22 protein-coding genes are annotated in these 26,024 nt (G+C 65.9%); 6 read left to right on the forward strand and 16 right to left on the reverse strand.

All coding sequences use genetic code 11. The features are described from left to right. The first annotated feature begins 10 nt into the window (after positions 1 to 10). The 5 genes from tal to pgl are packed head-to-tail and all read left to right on the forward strand — an operon-like array spanning position 11 to position 6,055. Complete coding sequence (gene tal, locus GD627_RS08335) at positions 11 to 1,126, forward strand: transaldolase (protein WP_146362008.1); 1,116 nt, start codon at positions 11 to 13, stop codon at positions 1,124 to 1,126. Positions 1,127 to 1,131: 5 nt separating this feature from the next. Continuing rightward, on the forward strand, positions 1,132 to 2,760 hold the full coding sequence (locus tag GD627_RS08340; protein WP_152272122.1) for a glucose-6-phosphate isomerase: 1,629 nt from the start codon (positions 1,132 to 1,134) through the stop codon (positions 2,758 to 2,760). Beyond that, positions 2,761 to 4,305, forward strand: coding sequence for a glucose-6-phosphate dehydrogenase (gene zwf / locus GD627_RS08345; protein ID WP_152272123.1), 1,545 nt, complete (start codon positions 2,761 to 2,763; stop codon positions 4,303 to 4,305). It begins immediately after the preceding gene. Beyond that, on the forward strand, positions 4,302 to 5,237 hold the full coding sequence (locus GD627_RS08350; protein WP_152272124.1) for a glucose-6-phosphate dehydrogenase assembly protein OpcA: 936 nt from the start codon (positions 4,302 to 4,304) through the stop codon (positions 5,235 to 5,237). The genes zwf and GD627_RS08350 overlap by 4 nt, the downstream gene beginning before the upstream one ends. After that, the gene (gene pgl / locus GD627_RS08355) at positions 5,234 to 6,055 is read left to right on the forward strand and encodes a 6-phosphogluconolactonase (protein WP_152272125.1); all 822 of its coding nucleotides are present in this window, start codon (positions 5,234 to 5,236) and stop codon (positions 6,053 to 6,055) included. The genes GD627_RS08350 and pgl overlap by 4 nt, the downstream gene beginning before the upstream one ends. 86 nt (positions 6,056 to 6,141) lie before the next feature. On the opposite strand, the gene secG is transcribed toward pgl, so the two are convergent. The 16 genes from secG to GD627_RS08435 form a co-directional block, all read right to left on the reverse strand. Beyond that, the gene (gene secG / locus GD627_RS08360; RefSeq protein WP_146362013.1) at positions 6,142 to 6,393 is read right to left on the reverse strand and encodes a preprotein translocase subunit SecG; all 252 of its coding nucleotides are present in this window, start codon (positions 6,391 to 6,393) and stop codon (positions 6,142 to 6,144) included. A gap of 60 nt (positions 6,394 to 6,453) precedes the next feature. Further along, positions 6,454 to 7,269 carry a triose-phosphate isomerase gene (gene tpiA / locus GD627_RS08365; RefSeq protein WP_152272126.1) on the reverse strand — a complete coding sequence of 272 codons (816 nt, stop codon included), beginning with the start codon at positions 7,267 to 7,269 and terminating at the stop codon, positions 6,454 to 6,456. 102 nt (positions 7,270 to 7,371) lie between these two features. Then, the gene (locus GD627_RS08370) at positions 7,372 to 8,598 is read right to left on the reverse strand and encodes a phosphoglycerate kinase (RefSeq protein WP_152272127.1); all 1,227 of its coding nucleotides are present in this window, start codon (positions 8,596 to 8,598) and stop codon (positions 7,372 to 7,374) included. A 24-nt stretch (positions 8,599 to 8,622) separates the two neighbouring features. Further along, a complete protein-coding gene (gene gap / locus GD627_RS08375; RefSeq protein ID WP_146362016.1) occupies positions 8,623 to 9,627 on the reverse strand; it encodes a type I glyceraldehyde-3-phosphate dehydrogenase in 1,005 nt (334 codons plus the stop codon). 239 nt (positions 9,628 to 9,866) lie between these two features. Further along, positions 9,867 to 10,493 carry a superoxide dismutase gene (locus GD627_RS08380; RefSeq protein WP_146362017.1) on the reverse strand — a complete coding sequence of 209 codons (627 nt, stop codon included), beginning with the start codon at positions 10,491 to 10,493 and terminating at the stop codon, positions 9,867 to 9,869. Between the two features lie 105 nt (positions 10,494 to 10,598). Beyond that, complete coding sequence (gene whiA / locus GD627_RS08385; protein ID WP_146362018.1) at positions 10,599 to 11,579, reverse strand: DNA-binding protein WhiA; 981 nt, start codon at positions 11,577 to 11,579, stop codon at positions 10,599 to 10,601. A 10-nt stretch (positions 11,580 to 11,589) separates the two neighbouring features. Further along, the gene (locus tag GD627_RS08390; protein WP_152272128.1) at positions 11,590 to 12,609 is read right to left on the reverse strand and encodes a gluconeogenesis factor YvcK family protein; all 1,020 of its coding nucleotides are present in this window, start codon (positions 12,607 to 12,609) and stop codon (positions 11,590 to 11,592) included. Further along, positions 12,609 to 13,508, reverse strand: a complete 900-nt coding sequence (rapZ, locus tag GD627_RS08395) for an RNase adapter RapZ (RefSeq protein WP_152272129.1) — start codon at positions 13,506 to 13,508, stop codon at positions 12,609 to 12,611. Before rapZ ends, GD627_RS08390 begins: the two co-directional genes overlap by 1 nt. Before the next feature lie 80 nt (positions 13,509 to 13,588). Then, complete coding sequence (uvrC, locus tag GD627_RS08400) at positions 13,589 to 15,595, reverse strand: excinuclease ABC subunit UvrC (protein WP_152272130.1); 2,007 nt, start codon at positions 15,593 to 15,595, stop codon at positions 13,589 to 13,591. A gap of 118 nt (positions 15,596 to 15,713) precedes the next feature. Beyond that, the gene (locus tag GD627_RS08405) at positions 15,714 to 16,382 is read right to left on the reverse strand and encodes a lysophospholipid acyltransferase family protein (protein WP_152272131.1); all 669 of its coding nucleotides are present in this window, start codon (positions 16,380 to 16,382) and stop codon (positions 15,714 to 15,716) included. After that, positions 16,369 to 17,067 (reverse strand): HAD hydrolase-like protein, encoded by a 699-nt coding sequence (locus GD627_RS08410; protein ID WP_246165399.1) that lies wholly within the window; start codon positions 17,065 to 17,067, stop codon positions 16,369 to 16,371. Before GD627_RS08410 ends, GD627_RS08405 begins: the two co-directional genes overlap by 14 nt. A gap of 202 nt (positions 17,068 to 17,269) precedes the next feature. Beyond that, positions 17,270 to 20,173, reverse strand: coding sequence for an excinuclease ABC subunit UvrA (uvrA, locus tag GD627_RS08415; protein ID WP_246165400.1), 2,904 nt, complete (start codon positions 20,171 to 20,173; stop codon positions 17,270 to 17,272). 97 nt (positions 20,174 to 20,270) lie between these two features. After that, positions 20,271 to 21,020, reverse strand: a complete 750-nt coding sequence (locus GD627_RS08420) for a hypothetical protein (RefSeq protein WP_152272132.1) — start codon at positions 21,018 to 21,020, stop codon at positions 20,271 to 20,273. Positions 21,021 to 21,150: 130 nt separating this feature from the next. Beyond that, positions 21,151 to 21,567 carry a GntR family transcriptional regulator gene (locus GD627_RS08425; RefSeq protein WP_152272133.1) on the reverse strand — a complete coding sequence of 139 codons (417 nt, stop codon included), beginning with the start codon at positions 21,565 to 21,567 and terminating at the stop codon, positions 21,151 to 21,153. Positions 21,568 to 21,576: 9 nt separating this feature from the next. Next, positions 21,577 to 23,541, reverse strand: a complete 1,965-nt coding sequence (locus tag GD627_RS08430; RefSeq protein ID WP_152272134.1) for an ABC transporter ATP-binding protein — start codon at positions 23,539 to 23,541, stop codon at positions 21,577 to 21,579. Next, positions 23,538 to 25,271: an ABC transporter ATP-binding protein gene (locus tag GD627_RS08435; protein WP_146362026.1), complete on the reverse strand. Its 1,734-nt coding sequence runs from the start codon at positions 25,269 to 25,271 to the stop codon at positions 23,538 to 23,540. Before GD627_RS08435 ends, GD627_RS08430 begins: the two co-directional genes overlap by 4 nt. A gap of 73 nt (positions 25,272 to 25,344) precedes the next feature. Here GD627_RS08435 and GD627_RS08440 point away from each other — a divergent pair, with 73 nt between their 5' ends. Continuing rightward, entirely contained in the window at positions 25,345 to 25,983 is a 639-nt protein-coding gene (locus GD627_RS08440) for an MBL fold metallo-hydrolase (RefSeq protein ID WP_152272135.1), read from the forward strand. The last annotated feature ends 41 nt before the right edge of the window (positions 25,984 to 26,024 follow it).

Below are 26,024 nucleotides of genomic sequence, written 5' to 3' on the forward strand. Positions count from 1 at the left end.
AGCATCACCCATGACTTCAACTCCCACGGCCCGGCTTTCCGAAGCCGGCGTCTCCATCTGGCTGGACGACCTCTCCCGCGAACGGATTGTTTCCGGTTCCCTGAAGAAGCTCGTTGACGAATGGAACGTGGTCGGCGTGACCACGAACCCGAGCATCTTCGCCGCAGCCCTGGCCAACGGCGAGTCCTACGCCGCCCAGGTGCAGCAGCTCGCCCGTTCAGGCGCCACCGTCGACAAGTCGGTCTTCGAGATCACCACCGACGACGTCATCCAGGCCTGCGATGTTTTCGCCCCCGTAGCCGAGGCCACGCACGGCGTGGACGGCCGTGTGTCCATTGAGGTTGATCCGCGCCTGTCGCGTGACACCCAGGGCACCATCAACGAGGCGAAGGAACTTTTCGACAAGGTCGGCCGCTACAACGTGCTGATCAAGATCCCCGCCACCAAGGAAGGCCTGCCGGCAATCACTGCCACGCTGGCCGCCGGCATCAGCGTGAACGTAACCCTGATCTTCTCGCTCGAGCGTTACCGCGAGGTCATCAACGCGTACATGCTCGGCATCGAACAGGCGAAGGAAAACGGGCACGACCTGTCCACCATCCACTCCGTCGCATCCTTCTTCGTTTCCCGGGTCGACGCCGAGATTGACAAGCGTCTTGACGCCCTCGGCACCGAGGAAGCCACGGCATTGAAGGGCAAGGCCGGCCTGGCCAACGCCCGCCTGGCCTACCAGGTCTTCGAAGAGCAGTTCGCCACGGAACGCTGGCAGGTGCTGGCAGCAGCCGGCGCCAACGCCCAGCGCCCGCTGTGGGCCTCCACCGGCGTGAAGGACCCGGCCCTGCCGGACACCCTGTACGTCACGGGCCTGGTGGCACCGAACACCGTGAACACCATGCCGGAAAAGACGCTGGCAGCCACCGCGGACCACGGCGAGGTTACCGGGGACACGATCACCGGCACCTACGCTGAATCCAACGGCGTGCTGGATTCACTTGACGGCCTGGGCATCTCCTACAACGACGTTGTGGAGCAGCTCGAAACCGAAGGCCTCGACAAGTTCGTGGTCAGCTGGGGCGAGCTCCTGCAGACCGTTCAGACCGCACTGGATACCGCGAAAGAGGCATAGGAAACATGACCACACTGTCCTTTGAAGCAGCCGGGGCGGCAAGCATCGCCGTCGACGCCAAGGTGCCCGAACTCGTGGGGGATGAAGTAGCGTCCCGTCTTGTGGCCCAGGATCCCACCCTGTGGGGACCCGACGCCGAAGCCGAGGCATCCATCCGCCTTGGGTGGCTGAATCCCGGAGAAAGCTCCCGGCCGCTCGTGGGACAGATTGCGGCGCTGAGGGAAGAGCTCGCCGCCGAGTCGGTGACCCGCGTGGTCCTGGCCGGCATGGGCGGCTCTTCCCTGGCGCCCGAGGTCATTACCCGCACGGCGGGCGTGGACCTGACCGTGCTGGATTCAACCGACCCCGACGTCGTCGCGGCGGCCCTGGAGGACCGCCTCGCCGAAACCGTGATCGTCGTGAGCTCGAAGTCGGGCTCCACGGTGGAGACCGACTCGCAGCGCCGGGTCTTCGAACAGGCCTTCACGGACGCCGGCATCGATGCGAAGTCCCGCATCGTGGTTGTCACCGACCCGGGATCCCCGCTCGATTCGGCGGCCCGCGAAGCCGGATACCGCGCCGTGTTCAACGCCGACCCCAACGTGGGCGGGCGCTACTCCGCCCTGACCGCGTTCGGCCTGGTGCCCTCCGGCCTGGCCGGAGCGGACATTGAAACCCTGCTCGACGACGCCGAGCTGACCGCGGAAATGCTGCGGGACGACGCCCCGGACAACATCGGACTGCAGCTCGGGGCTGCCCTCGGCGGAACCGAGCCGCTGCGCAACAAGATCGTTATTGTTGATGAGGGTTCGGGACTGGCCGGTTTCCCCGACTGGGCCGAACAGCTGATTGCCGAATCTACCGGCAAGCTCGGCACCGGCCTGCTGCCCGTCGCCGTCGAACCCGGTGCACCGGAGATGGTTTCCGGCGCCGGCGACGTGCTCACGGTCCGCCTTGTCCCCGTCGACTCGGAGGCCCTTCCCGAAGGGGACCAGGTGATGGTCTCCGGCAGCCTGGGCAGCTCCATGATGCTGTGGGAATTCGCCACCGCGGTGGCCGGACGGCTGCTGAACATCAACCCGTTCGACCAGCCGGATGTCGAAGCTGCCAAGAAGGCGGCCCGCGGACTGCTGGACTCCACCCCCGAACCCACGGAACCGTCCTTCATTGACGGTTCCGTCGAAGTACGGGGTTCCGCTGACCTGCTCGGCACCGCCCACACCCTCCGCGGTGCGGTATCGGCCCTGCTGCGGCAGCTCGGTACGGACGGCTACCTGAGCGTGCAGGCCTACCTTGACCGCAACCGCCAGGCTGAGCTCGCCGGCATCCGCCCCGAGCTGGCGGCGGCCACCGGCCGGCCCGTGACCTTTGGCTGGGGCCCGCGCTTCCTGCACTCCACGGGCCAGTTCCACAAGGGCGGGCCGGCGCAGGGTGTGTTCCTGCAGATCACCGGCAAACCCGCCCGTGACGTTGCCATTCCCGACCGCCCCTTCACCTTCGGGGAGCTCATCAGCGCGCAGGCCGCCGGCGATGCGCAGGTCCTCTCGGACCAGGGCCGCCCGGTCCTTCGGTTGCACCTGCTGAACCGGGCCGAAGGGGTCCGCGAGATCGAGAACGTTGTGCGCGCCCTGGCCGCAGATGAAAGCCGCAGCTAAATGCCCGCCGAGGAGAAGGCGGGGACGCGCAACCCCCTGCGGGACCGCCGCGACCTCCGGCTGAGCCGGATCGCGGGTCCTTCCTCGCTGGTGATCTTCGGCGTGACCGGAGACCTCGCGCGGAAGAAGCTCATTCCGGCCGTCTATGATCTGGCCAACCGGGGCCTGCTTCCCCCGAGCTTTTCGCTGGTGGGCTTCGGCCGCCGTCCATGGAGCCACGAGGACTTCGCCGCGCAGGTGCTGGAGTCCGTCAAGGCCTACGCCCGGACCGACTTCAACGAAGGCGTGTGGAAGCAGCTCGCCCAGGGCATCCGGTTTGTCGAGGGCGGTTTTGACAGCGACGAAGCCTTCGAAAAGCTCAAGGCAACCCTTGAGGACCTCGATGAACAGCGCGGAACCCGGGGTAACCACGCGTTCTACCTCTCCGTGCCGCCCAAGTCCTTTGAACAGGTCTGCCAGCAGCTGTCCAAACACGGACTCGCCAAAACCTCCCAGGGCAAGTGGCGGCGCGTGGTCATCGAAAAGCCGTTTGGGCACGACCTCGCCTCGGCGCGGGAACTGAACAACGTGGTGGAATCGGTGTTCCCGGCGGATTCGGTGTTCCGGATTGACCATTACCTGGGCAAGGAAACCGTCCAGAACATCCTGGCCCTCCGGTTCGCGAACCAGCTCTTTGAACCGATCTGGAACGCCAACTACGTGGACCACGTGCAGATCACCATGGCCGAGGACATCGGCATCGGCGGCCGTGCCGGATATTACGACGGCGTCGGGGCGGCCCGCGACGTCATCCAGAACCACCTGCTCCAGCTCCTCGCGCTGACCGCCATGGAGGAACCCATCTCCTTCAATGCGGACCACCTGCGCGCCGAGAAGGAAAAGGTGCTTGCCGCTGTCCGGCTGCCGGAGGACCTGTCCCGCAGTTCTGCGCGGGGGCAATACACCGGCGGCTGGCAGGGCGGTGAGAAGGTGACCGGTTTCCTGGATGAAGAGGGCTTCAACCCGGAGTCCAAGACTGAGACCTTCGCCGCCATCCGGCTGGACATCAATACCCGCCGATGGGCCGGAGTCCCGTTCTACCTGCGCGCCGGCAAACGGCTGGGCAGACGCGTCACGGAAATTGCCGTGGTCTTCAAGCGCTCCCCCAACCTGCTGTTCCGGCCGCACAACGGGGACGACTTCGGCCAGAACGCCGTAGTTATCCGCGTGCAGCCCGACGAAGGCGCCACCATCCGCTTCGGCTCGAAGGTGCCGGGCACACAGATGGAGGTCCGCGATGTCTCCATGGACTTTGGCTACGGACATTCCTTTACCGAGTCCAGTCCGGAGGCCTATGAGCGGCTCATCCTGGACGTGCTGCTGGGTGAGCCTCCGTTGTTCCCGCGGCACCAGGAAGTGGAGCTTTCCTGGAAGATCGTGGATCCGTTTGAAGAATACTGGGCGTCTCTGGACACCCAGCCTGAGCCTTATGCCCCTGGAAGCTGGGGGCCGGACTCCGCCAACGAGCTGCTTGCCCAAGACGGAAGGACCTGGAGAAGGCCGTGATAGTGGAACTGCCGGACACCACCACATCCAAGGTGTCCAAGGAAATTGTTGCCATGCGGGAACGGGGCGGCGTGGTGACCCTCGGCCGCGTGCTGACCCTGGTGGTGGATACGCAGCCGGACTTCGTTGAGGAGGCCATCGCTGCCGCCAACGAAGCCAGCCGTGAACACCCCTGCCGCATTATTGTGCTGGCCGAGGGCAGCGCGGAGGAGAAAACCCGCCTGGACGCACAGATCCGGGTGGGCGGCGACGCCGGTGCCTCCGAGGTGATTGTGCTGTCCGGGTACGGCGAACTTGCAGGTGAAAGTGAATCCCTGGTGTCTGCCCTGCTGCTGCCGGACGCACCGATCGTGGCCTGGTGGCCGCATGGAGTTCCGCAGGATCCGGCACGGACACCGCTGGGAGCCATCGCGCACCGCCGTATTACCGACGCCGCCACCGAGGAGGATCCCAAGAAGGCACTGCTGGGACTGGCCGGCAGCTATGCGGCCGGCGATACCGATCTCAGCTGGACCCGCCTCACCAACTGGCGTATTCAACTGGCTGCGGTCCTGGACGGAGTCGGAGCCGCAAAGGTCCGGTCCATTGTGGTCGAAGGCGCCTCGGACTCGGCCAGCACCTTCCTGCTGGCGGCCTGGCTCAAGAAGGCGCTGCGTGTGCCGTTGGAGATCATCGAGGGGAAAGCCGGGACCGGTATTCACCGGGTGGTGTTCACCTGCGAGGGCGGGAACGTGGAACTGGCCCGCCCGGACCAGGTCACGGCCCACCTGACGCAGCCAGGACAGCCCGAACAGCAGATCTCCCTTCCCCGGCGTTCCCTGCGGGACTGCCTCGCGGAGGAACTGCGCCGGCTGGACCCGGATGAGGTCTACGGAGAAGTACTTACTGAGGGACTGGCGGCCTGCCTGTCCCCGGAAAGGGCGCAGGCATGAGGCCCTCCCCCAAAGGCGTAAGCATCCATCCCACTCCGCAGGCGCTCGTGGCGACCAACGCCGGGCGGCTGATCACCAAGCTCGTGGATGTCCAGAGCCGGCGCGGTGAGGCCACCGTGGTGCTGACCGGCGGCTCTGTGGGCATAGCAACACTTGAGGCGGTGACGGCCAACCCGGCGCGGACGGCAGTGGATTGGACCCGCGTGAACTTCTGGTGGGGTGATGAAAGGTTCCTTCCGGCCGGAAACCGGGAACTGAACTCGGTACAGGCCCGGCAGGCGATGCTGGACCCGCTTGGGGTTCCCGCCGGCCGGATCCACGCCGTCGCCACGGCCGACGAGGTGGGAACGGTGGAAGAGGCCGCCGCGGACTATGCGCGCCAGCTGGCCGATGCGGCCGCCGGTGAGCAGCTCGAAGCCGGGTTGGAGCCGGTGGATGCACGGCTTCCGCGTTTCGATGTCCTGTTGCTGGGCGTGGGACCGGATGCCCACATTGCTTCCCTGTTCCCGGAGACCCCCGGCATCCGCACCGTCGGACAGACAACCGTTGCTGTCCGGGACGCCCCGAAGCCCCCGCCGGAACGGGTTTCCCTGACCCTGGAAAGCATCAACACTGCCTCCGAAATCTGGCTGGGCGTTGCCGGCAACGACAAGGCCGGCGCGGTCGGCCTCGCCCTGGCCGGAGCCGGGCCCATCCAGGTACCCGCCGCCGGAGCCCGCGGGCGTACCAAGACCCGCTGGCTGATTGACGAGGCCGCGGCGTCGCAGCTGTCCAAGCGGCTGCTGGCCTCGGATGAGTCCGAGGAGGACGAGGACTAGGACCTGCACCCCGGCATACCAAGAGGAATGGCCCCCGGAAATATCCGGGGGCCATTCCTCTAAATGCTGCTTTCGGGGACTGCTGCCTATGCCTCGCCGGCGAAGCGCTGGATCAGTCCGAGAGCCACAATAACCAGGCCCCATGAAACGGCCAGGGCCACAGTGAATCGGTTCAGGTTCTTTTCGGCAACGCCGGAGGAGCCGAGGCTGCTGGTCATGCCGCCGCCGAACATATCCGACATACCGCCGCCGCGGCCCTTGTGCAGCAGGATGAGCAGCGTCAGCAGCAGGCTCGTGATCGCAAGGAGCACCAGCAGGACGATCTTCAGAATTTCCACTTACGGCCTTTCGGGTGACTCATGGATTGGAGACGCCGCTGCGGCGCCTTCAGCTGCAGTTCAGTCAGTCACCAGATGTTGTTCGAACCTGACAATATTAGCAAATTCGCCTACATCCAAACTGGCACCGCCAACCAGCACGCCGTCCACGTCGCGTTCACCCAGAATGCTTGCCGCATTGGCGGCCTTGACCGAGCCGCCGTAAAGCAGGCGGGTCTTGGCGGCGACGGTATCGTCGTAGAGATCCGCGATTTCGGCGCGGATGGCCGCGCACATTTCCTGTGCGTCATCGGGACCGGCCACTTCGCCCGTGCCGATGGCCCAGATGGGCTCGTACGCAATAACCAGGCTGGACACCTGTTCCGCATCGAGGCCGGCAATGTCGCTGCGGACCTGCTCCAGGGTGTGCGGGACGTGGTCCCCTGCCTGACGGACCTCCAGGCCCTCACCCACACAAAGGATCGGCACCAGGTTATGGCGGTAGGCAGCCTTGAGCTTCTCATTCAGCAGTTCATCGCTCTCGCCGTGGACCGACCGGCGTTCGCTGTGGCCCACCAGGACATAGGTGCAGCCGAGCTTGGCGAGGAACTGGCCCGAAATGTCGCCGGTGAAGGCACCGGAATCATTCGGTGAAAGGTCCTGCGCGCCGTATTCCACCTTCAGCTTGTCGCCGGCCACCAGCGTCTGCGTGCTGCGCAGATCGGTGAACGGAGGGAACACCACAACCTCCACCCGGCCGTAGTCGTGGCGTGCGTCGCTCAGCGTCCATGCCAGTTTCTGCAGCAGGGTAATGCCCTGCACATGGTCCATGTTCATTTTCCAGTTGCCGGCGATCAGGGGTGTGCGGTCGAACTTGCCGTTCGTGGAGGTGGTCATGGTGACTCCGGTTTCTTACTCGCGGTGCACCGGCCGCAGGGGCCGGGCGGGATGGGACATGCAGGTGCGGGCCCGCTGACGCAGCGGACCCGCACCTTCGTTCTACTTGTCGAGGACGGTCAGGCCCGGGAGGGCCTTGCCTTCCAGGTATTCGAGGCTGGCGCCGCCGCCGGTGGAGATATGCCCGAAGTCGGCTTCCGAGAAGCCGAGCTTCCGGACGGCGGCCGCGGAATCACCGCCGCCGACGACGCTGAAGCCCGAGGAGTCCTTCAGCGCCTGCGCTACCGCACGGGTGCCGTTGGCAAAGGCCTCGAACTCGAATACACCCATGGGCCCGTTCCAGAAGATGGTCCTGCCCTTGCCGATATGCTGGGCAAACGCGTCGGCTGATTCGGGTCCGATGTCCAGGCCGATGCCGGAGGCGCCGAAGCGGCTGTCCTCCATCGCGTTGGCGGGGACGGTGTCGACATCGGCGTCGGCGGCGAATTTATCCGCCACCACAATGTCGGTGGGCAGTACGAATTCGCAGCCGACCTCCTTGGCCCGGCTCAGGTAGCCCTTCACATTTTCAATCTGGTCTGCCTCCAGCAGGGACGCGCCCACCTTGTAGCCCTGGGCAGCCAGGAAGGTGAAGACCATGCCGCCGCCCACCAGGAGATAATCGGCCCGGGCCATCAGGTTTTCGATCACGGCCAGCTTGTCGGAAACCTTGGATCCGCCCAGCACCACCACATAGGGCTTCTCCGGGTTTTCGGTGAGGCGCTTGAGCACCTGGACCTCGGTATGGACCAGGTCGCCCTCATAAGCCGGCAGGACCTCGGCGATGTCATAGACGCTGGCGTGTTTGCGGTGCACTGCACCGAACGCATCGTCCACATACGCGCCGTTGCCGCCGGTCAGGGAAGCCAGTTCCGCGGCCAGCGCCTGGCGTTCGGCGTCATCCTTCGACGTTTCGCGCGGATCGAACCGGATGTTCTGCAGCACCAGCACGGATCCGGAGGCCAGTGCACCCGCCCGCTCGCGCGCACTGTCCCCCACGACGTCGTCGGCGAACTCGACAGCGAAGGGAGCGAGTTCGTCGAGGCGGTCGACGGCGGGACGTAGGGAGTACTTCTCGTCCGGCTTGCCCTTGGGGCGGCCGAGGTGGGCCATCACAATGACCTTTGCCCCGTGCTCCACGAGGGTCTGCAGGGTGGGGATGGACGCCCGGATGCGTCCGTCGTCGGTAACCCGGCCGTAATCCAGCGGTACATTCAGGTCCGAGCGGACCAGGACGTACCTGCCGTCGACGCCGTCGCTGATCAGGTCGGAGAGGGTTTGAACAGTCATGTCTACCTTTGCGTACTTGGTTGGTTAAAGCTTCGAGGCAACAAGCGAGGTGAGGTCCACCAGACGGCAGGAGTAACCCCACTCGTTGTCGTACCATCCCACAACCTTCACCTGGTTCCCCATCACGCGGGTCAGGCCGGAATCGAAGATGCACGAGGCAGGATCGGTGACGATGTCCGAGGACACAATCGGCTCGTCGGTGTAGCGCAGGATGCCTGCCAGCGGTCCGCTGCCTGCAGCCTTGTAGACATCATTGATCTGCTCCGCCGTGGCTTCCTTGGAAACCGTAACCGTCAGGTCGGTCACCGAACCGGTGGGCACCGGAACGCGCAGCGCGAAACCGTCCAGCTTGCCGTCAAGCTCCGGCAGGACCAGACCGATGGCCTTGGCCGCGCCGGTGGTGGTGGGGACAATGTTAAGGGCTGCGGCGCGGGCCCGGCGGAGGTCCCGGTGCGGGCCGTCCTGCAGGTTCTGGTCAGCCGTGTAGGCGTGCACGGTGGTCATCAAGCCGCGCTCGATGCCGAAGGCCTCGTGGAGCACCTTGGCCAGCGGCCCGAGGCAGTTGGTGGTGCAGGAGGCGTTCGAGATGATGTTGTGCGAGGCGGGATTGTAGTCACCGTCGTTGACACCCATCACGATGGTGATGTCGGCGCCCTTGCCGGGAGCGGAGATCAGGACCTTCTTGGCCCCTGCGTCCATGTGCTTCTTCGCGTCCTCCGCCTTGGTGAAGAACCCGGTGGACTCGATCACGATGTCCACGCCAAGGTCACTCCACGGCAGGTTCGAGGGGTCCCGCTCGGCGAGGACGCGGATGGTCTTGCCGCCGACGACAATGTTGCCCTCCCGCACCTCGACGTCGGCTCCCAGCCGGCCGGTCACGGAATCGTACTTCAGGAGGTGGGCGAGGGTCTCGGGGCTGGTGAGGTCATTGACGGCCACAATCTCGAGGTCGGCGTTCTGCTCCATCGCCGCCCGGAAGTAGTTGCGGCCAATACGTCCGAATCCGTTGATTCCAACACGAGTAGTCACTGGTCTGTCTCCTTGAGTAGGGGTTCAATCGAGAGCTGCGTGACCTCAGGGTAAGAAGCCACCGGACTAACTGCGGCCTGACACTTCCGCTTCGGAAAACCTTCCGGCCGCGGCGCCTGACCCCGTCCCGACCGGTGCCGGAAAGCACCGGACGGGACCGGGCCTACGGAATTTATCTTACGCGTCACAGTCTCCGTAGGGACCGGGGCACCCGCACAATTGTGCGGCTGGGGTGCTGACTAGGCGGGGACGATCAGGGACTTGGCGCCGGTGCGGGCGGCATCGAACCGTGCCGCGACGTCGGCCCAGTTGACGATGTTCCACCAAGCCTTGACGTAGTCGCCCTTCACGTTGGCGTAGTCGAGGTAGTAGGAGTGCTCCCACATGTCGAGCATCAGCAGCGGAATGGTTCCCACGGGAACGTTGCCCTGCTGATCGTAGAGCTGCTCGATGACAAGGTTCTTGCCCAGCGGTTCGTAGGCAAGGATGGACCAGCCGGAGCCCTGGATGGAGTTGGCCACGGCAGTGAACTGACCGCGGAATCCGTCGAAGGAGCCGAAGAACTCGTCGATGGCTGCAGCCAGCTCGCCTTCGGGCTTGTCGCCGCCGTCCGGGGACATGTTGTTCCAGAAGACGCTGTGGTTGGTGTGGCCGCCCAGGTGGAAGGCCAGATCCTTGGACAGCTTGCCGATGGTGCCGAACTCGCCCTTTTCGCGCGCTTCGGCCATCTGCGCCAGGGCCGTGTTGGCGCCGGCAACGTACGTGGCATGGTGCTTGTCGTGGTGCAGTTCCATGATGCGTGCGGAAATGTGCGGTTCAAGTGCCGCGTAGTCGTACGGCAGTTCCGGCAGTGTGTATTCGTTCATGAAATCCTCCGTTGGTGTCGGATCAATGCTCCGGACGGAATTTCCCTCCGGAAACTCATCGTGCCGCCAAAAGGCAGCAGGCTTAGTCCATCCTATGCAATAACGCTATTCATCCAACATCTCAGGAGTGACACTGGACTCGGTTCCGGGGACGCCGAGCTCGACGGCGCGCTTGTCCGCCATGGCGAGCAGCCGCCGGATCCGCCCTGCAATGGCGTCTTTGGTCATGGGCGGGTCAGCCAGGTGTCCCAGCTCGTCCAGGCTGGCCTGCTTGTGTGCCACGCGCAGTTCGCCGGCGTAGCGCAGGTGCTCCGGAACGTCCTCGCCGAGGATCTCCAGCGCACGCTCCACGCGGGCGCCGGCTGCGACCGCGGCCTGGGCGGAACGGCGCAGGTTCGCATCGTCGAAGTTGGCCAGCCGGTTGGCGGTGGCCCGCACCTCTTTGCGCATGCGGCGCTCTTCCCAGACCATCAGGGCGTCATGGGCACCCATCCGGGTAAGCAGGGCCGCAATGGTGTCCCCGTCGCGGATGACGACCCGGTCCACGCCGCGGACCTCGCGTGCCTTGGCGGCAATGCCGATCCGGCGGGCGGAACCGACCAGGGCCAGGGCCGCCTCCGGTCCGGGGCAGGTGACTTCTAGGGAGGAGGAACGTCCGGGTTCGGTGAGTGAACCGTGGGCCAGGAACGCTCCCCGCCAGACTGCCTCGGCGTCGGCGGCTGAACCGTTGACCACCACGGAGGGCAGGCCCCGCACGGGACGCCCGCGGGCATCGAGCAGTCCGGTCTGCCGGGCCAGGGACTCCCCGTCCTTCACCACGCGGACAACGTAGCGGTTGCCGCGGCGCAGTCCGCCGCCGGAGACCACGATGATGTCGCTGGCATGCCCGTAGACCTCGGCGATGGCTGCCCGCAGCCTGCGGGCCGTCGAGGCCAGGTCCACCTCGGCTTCGATGACTATGCGCCCGGAAATGATGTGCAGCCCGCCGGCAAAACGCAGCATTGCCGACACCTCGGCCTTGCGGACTGAGGATTTCTTCACGTCCAGACGTGACAATTCCTCTTTTACTGCTGCGGTTAACGCCACAAAAACACTCCTAATTCTCCCCAAATATATCGTGGAAGGCGGTCGCGAGGCGGAGCGGATCATGGATCGGACGCCCCGACGCTGCCCCCACCTTACCGAAGACCGGACGCCCGCCGAGTTCTGCTACCGCGTCCTCAAAGGCCGCCCGGTCCGCGACGACGGACGGATCCACCAGCACCGCATCCACTTTAAACTCCGGGGCGTAGCGTCGGATGACCGCCAGATGGTCCACGGCGGTCATTCCCGAGGTTTCGGTGGTCTCGTTGGTGAGATTCATGGTCAGGCAACGTTTGGCGGATGTGGCACACAGCGCGTCCCGCAGCTGCGGAAGCATCAGGTGCGGAAGCACGGAGGTGTACCAGGAGCCCGGCCCCAGGACCACCCAGTCGGCCAGCTCAATGGCCTCCAGCGCTGCCGGACAGCCCGGTGCATCTACGGGCAGCAGCCGCACGTCGTGGACGTCGCTGCCCACTGCGGCGAGGCTGGCCTGGCCGCTGATGGTCTCCAGCACGTCCCCGGCGGCTGTCCGGCGCAGGACATCGCCTTCGATGGTCAGCGGCAGGGTGGACATGGGCAGCACCTGGCCGCGGGCACCCAGCAGTGCGCCGGCCCACTGCAGGCCGGCGACCGGGTCCCCCAGCAGCTCCCAGAGCGTCACGATCAGCAGGTTGCCCAGGGCATGGTCATCCAGGGAGCCCTCGATGCCGGGCTGGGAACGGAAGCGGTGCTGCATCACGTCCCGCCAGGTCCGCCCCCAGTCGGTGTCATCGCAGAGCGCTGCGAGGGCCATCCGCAGGTCTCCGGGCGGAAGGACGCCCAGTTCGCGGCGGAGGCGGCCGGAGGAGCCGCCGTCGTCGGCCACCGTCACCACGGCGGTGAGGTCACTGGTGAGGAGACGGAGGGCCGAGAGGGAGGCAGACAGGCCGTGGCCGCCGCCGAGGGCGACGATGGATCCAACCGTCTGGCCTTCGGTCTCCCGTTCGCCCTGCCGCTGCGGAATCAGGGGCAGGGGTCCGGTAAGGAAGGTCATTACTCACGCCCCAGATCGCGGTGGTGCGAACTGACGGTGACATGGGGAAGCTGGGCCAGCCGCTTTGCCAGCTCCTCGGTGACCGCGACGGAGCGGTGCTTGCCGCCCGTGCAGCCGACGGCGATGGTGGCGTAGTGCTTGTTTTCCCGGCGGTAACCGTCAATAACGGGCTCCAGGGAGTGGACATAGCGGTCCAGGAAGTCTGCAGTCCCCTCCGCCTTCAGCACATAGTCGCGGACATCCTCATCCAGCCCCGTGTGCGGCCGCAGCTGCGGAACCCAGTGCGGGTTCGGGATGAACCGGACGTCGGCGACGTAGTTCGCGTCCACGGGCAGGCCGTACTTGAAGCCGAAGCTCATCACATTCAGGCGCAGCACAATGGGGCCGGATTCCGTAAAGAGCTCCGTCACGGTGGTGGCCAGGGCGTGAACGTTCAGTTTGGAGGTGTCCACCACGACGTCGGAGGCGTCCCGCAGCTCCGTCAGGACCTCACGTTCGGCGGCAATTCCGTCCAGGATGCTGCCGTCTGCCTGCAGCGGATGGGGGCGGCGGCCCTGTTCAAAGCGGCGGACCAGGGTGGCATCGTCTGCGTCGAGGAAGAGCAGCCGGTAGGTGACGCCGGCGGTCCGCAGGTTCCGCAGGGCTTCGCGGATGTCCTGGAAGAGTTCCTTGCTGCGGACGTCGATCACGACGGCGAGCCTCGGAATGGACTGCGGCATCCGGGAAACCAGTTCGGTGAGGGTGCCCAGCATCAGCGGAGGAAGGTTCTCGACGACGTACCAGCCGTGGTCTTCCAGGGCATTGGCCGCCGTACTGCGTCCGGCACCGGACATACCCGTGACAACGAGCAGTTCCGATTCTTCCGGTTTCACTACGGTCAACCCGTCCTCTTGCGTCATTGCTGTGATCCCATTCTGATTGCCCTGCCTTGGTGGAAACGCCGAACGGTTCGAGCCGACACGCCGGTTTCCAAGAGTAACTAAGTTTCCAGGATTTCGCCGGTGGTCATGTTGACCGCCGGAGCGCCCGCGGTCTCCCGGTCAGCCAGCCGGCTGCGCAGGGTCGCGGCCATGGCGGGGCCGATTCCGGGAACCTCCTGAAGCTCGTCCTCGGTGGCGGCACGCAGTTTCTTTACCGACCCGAAGTGTTTGAGCAGCGCCTGCCGTTTGGATGGACCCAGGCCGGGAACCTCGTCCAGCAGGGACGCGGTCATGGATTTGCCCCGTTTCTGCCGGTGGAAGGTGATGGCGAAGCGGTGCGCCTCATCCCGGACCCGCTGCAGCAGGAACAGCGCCTCGGACGCACGGGGCAGGATCACCGGGAACTCGCTGTCCGGAACCCAGACCTCCTCCAGCCGCTTGGCCAGTCCCACCACCTGCACATCGGTGATGCCCAGGTCAGCCAGGGCCTTGGACGCCGCTGCGACCTGCGGCTGGCCGCCGTCCACCACCACCAGGTTGGGCGGGTAGGCGAACTTTGCCTTGGCCGCCGGGGTCAGCGTGTCCGTCAGGGGCTGGACGTCGCCGTCGCCGTCGCGCTCGTCCGGCAGTTCCGAAGGCGCATCGGGATCCGCGGCGGGGTCCGCGTTTTCAGCCAGATAGTTCCGGAAGCGGCGGGAAATAACGTTGTACATGGAGGACGTATCGTCGCGGGCTGCATCTCCGGTGATGGAGAACTTGCGGTAGTCCGATTTCTTCGGCAGGCCGTCCTCAGCCACCACCATGGAAGCCACCACGTTGGTGCCCTGCACATGGGAGATGTCATAGCACTCGATGCGCAGCGGCGGCGAGGGCAGGTCCAGGGCTTCCTGCAGTTCCTGGAGTGCCGCCGATCGGGTGGTGATGTCCCCGGCGCGGCGGCTTTTGTGCAGCCGCAGGGCGTCCGCGGCATTGCGGGCCACGGTCTCCATCAGCGCCTTCTTGTCACCGCGCATGGGCACCCGGATGTCGACCTTGGCGCCGCGCAGCCCGCCCAGCCATTCAGCGAGTTCGCCGGCGTCCGGCGGCAGCACCGGGACCAGGACCTGGCGCGGAATGCGGTCCGTGGAATTGGCCTCCCCGTACACCTGCTGGATCAGGTGCTCCACCAGATCGGCGGTGTCGTTGTCCTCGACCTTTTCCACCACCCAGCCGCGCTGGCCGCGGATGCGCCCGCCGCGGACGTGGAACACCTGGGCGGAGGCCTCCAGTTCGTCTTCCTCCAGGGCGAAAATGTCAGCGTCGGTATCTTCGCTGAGCACCACGTTGTTGCGTTCAAAGACCTTCCGCAGGGCGGAGATGTCATCCCGGAGCCGGGCGGCGGTTTCATAGTCCAGTTCCGCGACGGCGGCCTGCATCTCCTTTTCAAGGCTGGAGATGAAGCGCTTGCCTTCGCCGGCCATGAAGTCGCACAGTTCGGCGGCGAGCTCGCGGTGGTCCTCGGGGCTGATGCGTCCCACGCAGGGGGCCGAGCACTTGTCGATGTACCCCAGCAGGCACGGCCTGCCGGTGCGTTCGGCACGCTTGAAGACGCCGCTGCTGCAGGTGCGTACCGGGAAGACGCGCAGCAGTGTGTGCAGGGTTTCCCGGATGGCCTTGGCCGGATAGAACGGCCCGAAGTAGCGGGTGTCCTTGCGCCGGTCTCCGCGCATGACCTGCGCGCGGGGGTACTTCTCCCCCATGGTGACGGCGAGGTAGGGATAGGACTTGTCATCCCGGAACATGATGTTGAACCGGGGATTGAATTCCTTGATCCACGTGTATTCGAGCTGCAGCGCTTCAAGTTCGGTGCCGACCACCGTCCACTCGACGCCTGCCGCAGTGTGCACCATGGCCCGCGTCTTGGGCATCAAACCGCGCGGGTTGGCGAAATAGGAGTTCAGGCGGGAGCGGAGGTTCTTGGCCTTGCCCACGTAGATAACCCGGCCGTGTTCGTCCCGGAACCGGTAAACGCCCGGTGCCGTAGGGATCTCCCCTGTTTTCGGCCGGTAGGTTGCTGGATCTGCCACTTCTCCATCCTACGTTCGCCTGCGGGCCGCCCCCGACGGCGGCGCGGGGTTTCGCGCGGCGCTGAACGGGGCGCCTGACCGGGGCTCCTGGCCGGGGACGGGGCCCGCTGCGATTTTTCTACCCCTCGGGGCGGTTGCGGTTATAGCTCTCCGAGCGCTCCTGGCCGCTGAGCTCCGCAATCGCTTCCATGACCCGGTCGGTGGCCTGGCGGCGGGCCGGCAGGGCATGGTCCGGCCCGGTTTTCTGGAAGTACAGCGGGGACCCCACCTTGAGGCTGAAGTGTCCGGGCTTGACTGTTTTCCTGCCGGCAGGCTGGAGTTTGTCGGTGTCGATCAGCCCCACCGGCACCACGGGTGCCCCGGAGGTCAGTGCCAGCCAGCCCACCCCGGTGCGGCCGCGGTAGAGCAGGCCGTCGCGTGAGCGGGTGCCCTCGGGATAGATCCCTACGCCTCCGCCTTCCTCCAGGATGTCCAGCAGGGTCTTCAGGGCTGCAACGCTGGCTGCCTGCTGGTCCCGCTGCACCGGAATGGACCCGACTCCTTCGAAGAAGCTCTTCATGGCGTAGCCCTTGAGCCCGGTGCCGGTGAAGTATTCCGCTTTGGCGAAGAAGCCCACCCGCCGGGGAAGCAGAGCCTGCACAAGGACGCTGTCCAGGAAGGACTGGTGGTTGCAGGCAACAATGAACGGCCCGGAGCTCGGCACGTTCTCCAGACCGGTGATGGTGGGCCGGCACAGCCCGGCGACCAATCCGCGGATGCCGGTCCGGGTGAGGTTATAAAGCGCCATGAAGGGCCGGTCCGTTCTCCGCAACACGCAGCACTGCGTCCACCAGTTCAGCAGCGGTGTCCACAACGACGGCGGCCCCCGCCTCTTCCAGTTCCCCGGCTGCGGCAAAGCCCCAGGAGACGCCGATGCAGTCCAGCCCGTTGGCCGCGGCCCCTTCGACGTCGTGCCGGCGGTCCCCCACCATCACGGCCCGGTCATAGGTGCCGGCGTGCCGTTCCAGGGCAGCACGGATAATGCCGGCCTTTCCATTGAGTGCGGCGGCAGCCTGCTCATCCGAAGGGGCACCGTGCACGGAGGAAAAGAGCTGCTCCAGGCCCTGCACCGCCAGCAGTTCCAGTGCCAACGGCTCGGGTTTCTGGGTGGCGACGGCAACCGTCGCTTCCCTGCGCAGCCGTTCCACGGCTTCGGGCATTCCCGGGTACGGTCGGCTCTGTGCCATGCCGGAGCGGCGGTAACCCTGCCGGTAGTTCCTGATGACGGCGTCCAACCGGTCTTCCGGCACGCCGGCAATGTCCCGCAGCGAGGTTCCCAGGGACGGGCCCACCATGCGGTGCAGATCCGCTTCGGACGGCACGGGAAGACCGCACGCCGCCAATGCGGAGCCGATCCCGCCAGTGATGGCACCCGCGGGGTCCACCAGCGTTCCATCAAGATCGAAAAGCACCAAAAGCCGGGGAGAAGTCACGGGCCCAAGTTTCGCATATCCGGGCGGGCTAAGGGAAAAAGGCATACCGGCAGCGGGGCGGCGCCGGCCGCGTAGTCAGCCCGGATAATGCCTGGGAAAGCACCATACAGCCGGTGCGGGCGGGAAGCCCCGCAGGCCGCACCGGCTGGACGGAAGATGGCCGACGACGGCGCCAAGGCGCGCAGCGGCCGGAACGCACCGGCTACGGGTTGAGGATCTCCGCCAGGAACGTTGCGGTATGGCTGCCCTCAACCTTGGCAACCTTCTCCGGGGTGCCCGAGGCCACCACCCTGCCGCCGCCGTTGCCGCCGTCGGGCCCGAGGTCGATGATCCAGTCGGCACTCTTGATCACGTCGAGGTTGTGCTCGATGGTGATCACGGTGTTGCCCTTGTCCACCAGCCCCTGCAGCACCTCCAGGAGTTTGCGGACGTCCTCGAAGTGCAGGCCCGTGGTGGGCTCGTCCAGGACATAGATGCTGCGCCCGTTGGAGCGCTTCTGCAGCTCACTGGCCAGCTTCACGCGCTGCGCTTCACCGCCGGAGAGCGTGGTGGCCGGCTGGCCCAGCCGTACGTAGCCCAGGCCCACGTCGACCAGGGTGTTCAGGTGCCGCGAGATCGGTCCGAACGCGGCAAAGAACTCCGCCGCTTCCTCGATCGGCATGTCCAGCACCTCGGCAATGTTCTTGCCCTTGTAGTGCACTTCCATGGTTTCCCGGTTGAACCGGGCGCCGTGGCACACCTCGCAGGGAACGTACACGTCGGGCAGGAAGTTCATCTCGATCTTCAGCGTGCCGTCACCGTGGCAGGCCTCGCAGCGCCCGCCCTTGACGTTGAAGGAGAACCGGCCCGGCAGGTAGCCGCGCACCTTCGCCTCGTTGGTCTCGGCGAAGAGCTTGCGGATGTGGTCCCACACGCCGGTGTAGGTCGCCGGGTTGGACCGCGGGGTCCGGCCGATGGGGCTCTGGTCCACGTGGATGACCTTGTCCAGCTGCTCCAGGCCTTCCACCCGGGTGTGCCGGCCGGCCACATGCTTGGCGCCGTTGAGCTTGTTCGCCATCGTCTTGTACAGGATGTCGTTGATCAGCGTGGACTTGCCGGAGCCGCTGACGCCGGTGACGGCGGTGAACACGCCCAGGGGAATGTCCACGTTCAGGTTCTGCAGGTTGTTCTCCCGTGCCCCGACGATTTTCAGCTGCCGGGACTTGTCCACCTTGCGCCGCTTGGCCGGAATCTCGATTTTCTTCCGGCCGGAGAGGTACGCACCGGTGATGGACCGCTCGTTGGTGAGCAGGTCCTCCAACGAGCCGGAATGCACAATCTCGCCGCCGCGCTCACCGGCGCCGGGGCCGACGTCGACAATCCAGTCCGCTTCCTGGATGGTGTCTTCGTCGTGTTCCACCACAATCAGGGTGTTGCCCAGGCTCCGCAGCCGGGTGAGGGTTTCGATCAGCCGGCGGTTGTCCTTCTGGTGCAGGCCGATGGACGGTTCATCGAGCACGTACAGCACGCCCACCAGACCGGATCCGATCTGCGTGGCCAGGCGGATGCGCTGGGCCTCGCCGCCGGACAGCGTGGCGGCCGGGCGGTTCAGGCTCAGGTATTCCAGTCCGACGTCGAGCAGGAAGGTCAGGCGGGCCTGGATTTCCTTCAGCACGTTGGTGGCAATCTGTGCTTCACGGCCGGTGAGGGTGAGGGTGTTCAGGAAGTCGGCGGCCTCGCGCAGCGGCAGGGCGCTGATTTCGGCAATGTTGCGGCCGTTGATCAGCACGGACAGCGAGGCGGGGTTCAACCGGGCACCGCCGCACTCGGGGCAGGCGATTTCGCGCATGTACTCCTCGTACCGGTCCCGGGCATGGTCCGATTCGGTTTCCAGGTGCTTGCGGTGGATGTACTGGATGACGCCCTCAAAGCCGGTGCTGTATTTGCGTTCCCGGCCGAAGCGGTTCCGGTACTGGACCACCACCTTGTGGTCCTTGCCGTTAAGGACGGCCTCGCGGGCCTTTGCCGGCAGCTTCTTCCAGGGGGTGACCATGGAGAAGCCCATGTCCTTGGCCAGGCCGTCGAGCAGCCGGTTCCAGTACTCGGTGGTGGCGGTGCCCAGGGACCAGGGGGCGATGGCGCCTTCCGCCAGGGACTTGGACGGGTCCGGGATGATCAGGTCCTCATCCACCTCCAACTTGGAGCCGATGCCGGTGCAGACCGGGCAGGCACCGAAGGGATTGTTGAAGGAGAAGGACCGCGGCTCAATCTCGTCGATGGCCAGCGGGTGCTCATTGGGGCAGGCCAGGTTTTCCGAGAAGGCGCGGGTGCGGTCCTCACTGTCCTCCGGCAGGTCCACGAAGTCGACCACTATCCGGCCATCGGCCAGGGCCAGCCCGGTTTCCACCGAGTCGGTCAGGCGCTGCCGGATGCCGTCCTTGGCCACCAGCCGGTCCACAACCACTTCGATGTTGTGCTTGATCTGCTTGCCCAGCTTGGGCGGGTCGGAGAGCTGGATCTGCTTGCCGTCCACCCGGGCACGGGAATAGCCCTTGGCTGCCAGTTCCTTGAACAGATCCACGAATTCGCCCTTGCGGCCGCGGACCACGGGAGCCAGGATCTGGAAACGGGTGCCCTCCTCCAGTTCCAGGAGCTGGTCCACGATGGCCTGCGGGGTCTGCCGGCTGACGGGCTCGCCGCAGACGGGGCAGAACGGACGGCCAACGCGTGCCCAGAGCAGGCGCATATAGTCGTGGATCTCGGTGATGGTGCCCACCGTGGAGCGCGGGTTCTTGCTGGTGGACTTCTGGTCAATGGAGACCGCAGGGGACAGCCCCTCGATGAAATCGACGTCCGGCTTGTCCACCTGGCCCAGGAACATGCGCGCATAGGCGGACAGGGACTCCACGTAGCGGCGCTGGCCTTCGGCGAAGATGGTGTCGAATGCCAGCGAGGACTTACCCGAGCCGGAGAGCCCGGTGAAGACGATCATGGCGTCCCGCGGCAGGTCCAGGTCAACGTTTTGGAGGTTGTGCTCGCGAGCCCCCTTCACTACCAGTCGGGAAAGGTCATTGGCAGTATGCGGCGCAAACGTGGTGTCCGCCGTCGTAAGAGTCGATTTAGGCACGTTTTCCACTGTAGTTCACACGCTGATTCGAACGAGTATTCGACCCCCCGGTTTTCGCCGCAGGCGAAGCAGATACGGTTCCGGCCCTCGGCTCGGATCATACGCAGTGGCGTACGTAAAGGTAGATGGCGCCGCCGTTCGACCAGGCTGCGGCATCCATGAGGTTCTGCAGTTTGCCCACGTAGCCCTGCGAGGCGGTCAGGATGCCGCTGGAAAGACCGGAGAGATCCACATACCGATTCATCTCGCCCACTGAGGTGCCGGCCTGGTCAAGGGCCGTGGCCAACCAATCCCCCACGCCGTCCCTGCCGGCTGTTCCGTACGGAGATGCTGCCAGCAGTTTTCGTGCCTGGGCCCGATCAGTGGCGTCACGGTTCATTACCGCGGAAAACACCGAACAGGCGGTATGTCGCAGGACCCGCTCCGCTGCTCCGTCAATGATCGTTTGGAAGGCCGGGGAGTGTGGAGCGTTTGTCCGGAAACTCTGCACCAGCATGACGGCGTCCCGGCTGAGCAGGAAGGTGAAGGAATCCGATTCGGGGATGCCCTTCACAATCTGCTGCAGGGCGGCGGAACGCTGCGCGGCAGCGTCCACAATGGCACGCTCCTGCACACTCAGTCCGGACCGGTCCGTCTGCCTCAGGAGATTGTCCAGCGAAGACCTGGCCCCGTTGAGTTCGGCAGGTTCGGCGGCCGCATAAATGGCCCTTGCAGCTTCGTCGGCGCTGTTCCTCACGGCACCAAGCGTCGAGGTCCCGCCGCAGCCGGCACCTACGCCGCCGAACAGGATGAGAGCAGCCAGAACACCGGTCTGGGCGCGGGTGGAACTCTTCGGCGACGGACCCATGATGCATCACCCCTCAACGGTGCTTTTGGTCTACACCCCGCCGACTCGCTTGTCGATACAGATGAAGGCACCAGCGAAGGTTTGGCGCGTCATTTCCGGCCGGCACGGCCGGGCGCACCCCTCCCCGGACCTAGCGCAGCGCTGCCCGCAGGAGAGACACGGCGTCGTCATCCGAGACGCCGTTGGCCCGCACCGTCTCGGCGTACGCGGCGGCGGCTTCGGCCACCCGTCCGCGGCTGCTGTCACCGTTCGCAGCGATGACGGTTCCCTGCCGGGACCTGGTGGCGACCACTTTGGCCTGCTCCAGCTCACGGTAGGCTTTCGCCACGGTGTTCACCGCCAGCCCCAGGTGGCCGGCCAGCGCGCGGACCGTGGGCAGCCGCGTGCCGATGGCGAGGCGGCCGTCATTCGCGGCGTCCAGGATCTGCCGGCGGAGCTGTTCATACGGGGGAAGCGGGTTGGCGGCGTCGATGCCGACCCAGGCCAGCGCTCCGGCGTCGTGGCCGGCAGGGGTCGGTACGGATCCGGGGCTCGTCTCGGCAGTCATGCTGCAATGCTAATGCCCGGCGGGATCCGCCGGCGCCGCGGCTCCGGACTCCCCGCTCTCCGCGCCCTCCGCGGGACCGGCGAACTGGGAGCGGTACAGCCGGGTGTAAAAGCCCTCCGCCTCCAGCAGGGCCTCGTGCGTGCCCTGCTCCACGATCTGTCCGTCCCGCACCACCAGGATGATATCCGCGTCCCGAATGGTGGACAGGCGGTGGGCGATCACGAAGCTGGTGCGGTCCTGCCGCAGCGCGTTCATGGCGAGCCGGATGGCAATCTCGGTCCGGGTATCCACCGAGCTGGTGGCTTCATCCAGCACCAGGATGGACGGGTTCGAAAGCCAGGCGCGGGCGATCGTGAGCAGCTGGCGCTGGCCCTGGCTCAGGGCGCCGCCGTCATAGCCGAGCACGGTGTCGTAGCCGTCGGGCAGCGACCGGACGAAGTGGTCCACATGTGTTGCCTGCGCCGCCGACACGATATCGTCCTCGGTGGCGCCGGGCGCCCCATAGGCCAGGTTCTCCCGCATCGTGCCTTCGAACAGCCAGGCGTCCTGGAGCACCATCCCGATATGGCTGCGCAGCTCCTCGCGGCCGAGCCGGGAAATATCGACGCCGTCGATGGTGATCCGGCCGGCATCCACCTCATAGAAGCGCATGAGGAGGTTGACCAGCGTGGTCTTGCCGGCGCCGGTGGGCCCCACGATGGCCACCGTCTGTCCGGGTTCAGCCGTGAAGGACAGGTTCCGGATCAGCGGGGCGTCCGGGCTGTAGCTGAAGGACACATTCTCGAACGCCACCCGTCCGCGGACATTTTCCAGGTGTTCCGGATGTTCGGGATCCGGCTCCTGCTCCCTGGCATCCAGCAGCGCGAACACCCGTTCGGCCGAGGCGACCCCGGACTGCAGCATGTTGATCAGCCCGCCCAGCTGGCCGAGCGGCTGGCTGAACTGCCGGCTGTACTGGACAAAGGCCTGCACTCCCCCGATGGACAGCTGCCCGCCGGCCACCTGCAGGCCGCCGACCACGGCCACGGCCACGTAATTGAGGTTCGAAATGAACGTCATGGCCGGCATGATGATGCCGGAAACAAACTGGGCCCGGAACGCAGACCGGAAGAGCCGGTTGTTCGCCGGGGCGAAGCCCTCAATCACCCGTTCCTGCTGGCCGAAGGCCTTCACCACGTCCTGGCCGGTGAACATTTCCTCGATGTAGCCGTTCACCTCGCCGGTGGATTTCCACTGGGTCTTGAACTCCGCCTGCGAGCGCCGGGCGATGAGCACGGTCACCAGGGCGGAGACCGGCACCGTGATCACGGCAATCAGCGCCAGCAGCGGGGAGATGGAGATCATCATGGCCAGGACGCCGATGATGGTCAGGACCGAGGTGATGATCTGGGTCAGACTCTGCGACAGGGTCTGGGCCAGGTTGTCGATGTCATTGGTGACGCGGCTCAGGACGTCGCCGCGTGACTGCTGCTGGAAGTGGGACATGGGCAGGCGGAACAGTTTGCCGTCAACATCGCGGCGCAGCCGGTACATGGCGTTCTGCACAATGCGCGCAGTCACCCGTGCCTGGAACCAGCCGAAGACGAACGCCGCCAGGTAGATGCACAGCACGCCGAGCAGGATCCCGCCGAGCCGCGCGAAGTCCAGTCCCTGCCCGGGGACCACGTCCATGGCGGCGAGCATGTCCGCCATGGTCCCGTCCCCCGCAGCGCGCAGAGCCTGGACCTGGGCATCCTTGGACATCCCCGCCGGCAGCGACTGCCCGATGAACCCGTTGAAGATGACGTTGGTGGCCTCGCCCAGGATCCGCGGTGCGCTGACCGCGAGCGCCACGGAGACGACGGCGGAGACCACCACCGCAGCCACGCGCAGCCGGTCCGGAGCCATCAGCCCCAGGATCCGGCGGACACTGCCGGCGAAGTTCTCCGGTTTGGCCGAGGCCCCCGGGCGTCCCCGTCCCCCGTGCATACTCATGCGACTTCCTCCGCGGTCAGCTGCGACGCGACGATTTCCCGGTACGTGTCGGAGGACGCCATCAGCTCCGCATGGGTTCCCTGCCCCACGATCCGTCCCTCCTCCAGGACAAGGATCCGGGCGGCGTCGGTAATCGTGTTCACCCGCTGGGCCACGACTATCACCGTGGCTTCCCGGGTCTGCGGCTTCAGCGCAGCCCGCAGCCGGGCGTCGGTGGCGAAGTCCAGCGCCGAAAAGCTGTCGTCAAAGAGGTAGATGGAGGGCCGGACCACCAGGGCACGGGCAATGGCCAGGCGCTGGCGCTGTCCCCCGGAGAAGTTGGCCCCGCCCTGCTCCACCTGGTGTGCCAGTCCCCCTTCGGCCGCCCGCACGAAATCTGCCGCCTGCGCGGTCTCCAAGGCCTCCCAGAGTTCGGCGTCCGTAGCCTCCGGTTTACCGAAGCGCAGGTTCGAGGCGATGGTGCCGCTGAACAGGTACGCCCGCTGGGGCACCAGGCCGATGCCGCGGCGCAGCGAGGAAAGGGTGACCCCGGCAATGTCCTGTCCGTCCACGGTGATGCGTCCGGACGTGGAGTCGAGCAGCCGCGGGACCAGGCTGAGCAGCGTGGTCTTTCCCGACCCCGTTGACCCGATGATGGCCGTGGTCTCCCCGGGCAGGGCTTCAAAGCTGAGGTTGAACAGCACCGGGTCCTCAGCCCCCGGATAGCTGTACCCGACATCCGTGAAGGTGAGCCTGCCGCCGTCGTAAGCCAGTTCCGCTGCCCCGGGGGCGTCGGCGACGGTGGTACGCGTATCCAGTACTTCGAAGATACGTTCGGCACACACGGCGGCCCGGGGCAGCATCATGATCATGAACATGGACATCATCACGGCCATAAGGATCTGCATGATGTACGCAATGAAGGCGGTGAGCGCACCGATCTGCATCTGACCGGCATCAATCCGGAAGGCACCGAACCAGACCACGGCGACCGTGGCCAGGTTGGCCACCAGCATGGCGGCGGGAAACAGCAGTGCCAGCAGCTGGCTGATCCGCAGCTGCGTGGAGGTGAGGTCCCGGTTCGCCCCGGCGAAACGGTCCTGCTCGGAGTGCTCCCGGATAAAGGCCCGGATCACGCTGATCCCCATGATCTGTTCCCGCAGAACCGAGTTGACGCGGTCAATCTGACGCTGGGCGCGCCGGAACAGGGGAATCAGCCGCCGCAGGACCAGGCCGATCACCAGGAACAGGGCCGGCAGGATCAGCAGCAGGATTCCGGAGAGCGGAATGTCCTGGTTCAGGGCCAGCAGTACTCCGCCGATGCCCATGATGGGCGCCGAGACCATCATGGTGAACGTCATCAGGAGCGTCATCTGCACCTGCTGCACGTCATTGGTGGTCCGGGTGATCAGCGACGGCGGGCCGAAGAGCCCCACCTCCCGGGAGGAAAACGTCTCCACGTTGGTGAACAGGGCGGCTCGGATATTCCGGCCGGCGCTCATGGCCACCCGGGATGCGAGATAGGTGGCGGAGATGGAACACAGGACCTGGACGGCCGTGACGGCAAGCATCCACCCGCCCACCTGCATAATCACACCCGTGTCCCCGGTAACCACGCCGCGGTCAATGATGTCCGCGTTCAGGGTCGGCAGATACAGCGTGGCGACGGTCTGCAGCAGCTGCAGGAGAACGACGGCGGCCACCGCGCCTTTATAGGGGGCCAGGTTTTCCCGAACCAGCCTCAGAAGCATCCTTGCAACGTACGCCCCTCGGCGAGCGCAGACAATAGGTCCCCTGCGCCAAGTGCCTCGCTAGACTGGCCCCATGGAGGATCTGGAGAACATTACTGTCCGCAGCGTGTCCGTCAGCGAGATGGACAACAACGTCTATCTGCTTACCGGGAAGGCCTCCGGTGCACAGGTGCTTATCGACGCCGCCGCCGACTTCCCGGCCATTGAGCGGCTCCTGGCCGAGGGGGCACGGGATGCGGAGGTTCCGGCGACGCTGGAACTGGTCATCACCACGCACAGCCATTGGGACCATGTGCGGGCGCTCGCCGATACGGTGGCGGCCACCGGGGCACGAACCGCAGCCGGCACACCGGACGTCCCGGACATTGAGGTTCCCACCGTGCTGGAACTAAACCACGGGGACGTGCAGGCCTTCCCGGACTTTGAGCTGGAGGTCATCTCCCTGCGCGGGCATACGCCGGGCTCCGTGGCCCTGCTTTACCGTGATCCGCACGGGCCGGCCCATCTGTTCACCGGGGATTCGCTCTTTCCCGGCGGGCTGGGCAACACCCAGAAGGATCCCGAACGGTTTGCCCTGCTGTACCAGGATGTATTCGAACGTGTGTTCGATTATCTGCCGGATGACACGGTGGTGCATCCCGGCCACGGGGCCGGCACCACTCTGGGCGCCGAGCGTCCGCACCTGACGGAGTGGAAAGAGCGCGGCTGGTAGGCCAGTCTCAATACCCCGGGCCACGGAAGAGCCGCCGCCTG

Origin of the sequence: Arthrobacter yangruifuii (genome assembly GCF_009192775.1) — a bacterium.
Taxonomy (GTDB): domain Bacteria; phylum Actinomycetota; class Actinomycetes; order Actinomycetales; family Micrococcaceae; genus Arthrobacter_B; species Arthrobacter_B yangruifuii.

Bases quoted from the DNA above. Each gene is read 5' to 3' on its own strand.
- rapZ (WP_152272129.1), bottom strand. From the start codon at position 13,508: ATGACGCAAGAGGACGGGTTGACCGTAGTGAAACCGGAAGAATCGGAA.
- GD627_RS08435 (WP_146362026.1), bottom strand. From the start codon at position 25,271: ATGCTTCTGAGGCTGGTTCGGGAAAACCTGGCCCCCTATAAAGGCGCG.
- GD627_RS08420 (WP_152272132.1), bottom strand. From the start codon at position 21,020: ATGGGTCCGTCGCCGAAGAGTTCCACCCGCGCCCAGACCGGTGTTCTG.
- GD627_RS08440 (WP_152272135.1), top strand. From the start codon at position 25,345: ATGGAGGATCTGGAGAACATTACTGTCCGCAGCGTGTCCGTCAGCGAG.
- GD627_RS08390 (WP_152272128.1), bottom strand. From the start codon at position 12,609: ATGACCTTCCTTACCGGACCCCTGCCCCTGATTCCGCAGCGGCAGGGC.
- GD627_RS08425 (WP_152272133.1), bottom strand. From the start codon at position 21,567: ATGACTGCCGAGACGAGCCCCGGATCCGTACCGACCCCTGCCGGCCAC.
- GD627_RS08405 (WP_152272131.1), bottom strand. From the start codon at position 16,382: ATGGCGCTTTATAACCTCACCCGGACCGGCATCCGCGGATTGGTCGCC.
- GD627_RS08430 (WP_152272134.1), bottom strand. From the start codon at position 23,541: ATGAGTATGCACGGGGGACGGGGACGCCCGGGGGCCTCGGCCAAACCG.
- GD627_RS08340 (WP_152272122.1), top strand. From the start codon at position 1,132: ATGACCACACTGTCCTTTGAAGCAGCCGGGGCGGCAAGCATCGCCGTC.
- GD627_RS08380 (WP_146362017.1), bottom strand. From the start codon at position 10,493: ATGAACGAATACACACTGCCGGAACTGCCGTACGACTACGCGGCACTT.
- tal (WP_146362008.1), top strand. From the start codon at position 11: ATGACTTCAACTCCCACGGCCCGGCTTTCCGAAGCCGGCGTCTCCATC.
- GD627_RS08370 (WP_152272127.1), bottom strand. From the start codon at position 8,598: ATGACTGTTCAAACCCTCTCCGACCTGATCAGCGACGGCGTCGACGGC.
- tpiA (WP_152272126.1), bottom strand. From the start codon at position 7,269: ATGACCACCTCCACGAACGGCAAGTTCGACCGCACACCCCTGATCGCC.
- zwf (WP_152272123.1), top strand. From the start codon at position 2,761: ATGCCCGCCGAGGAGAAGGCGGGGACGCGCAACCCCCTGCGGGACCGC.
- pgl (WP_152272125.1), top strand. From the start codon at position 5,234: ATGAGGCCCTCCCCCAAAGGCGTAAGCATCCATCCCACTCCGCAGGCG.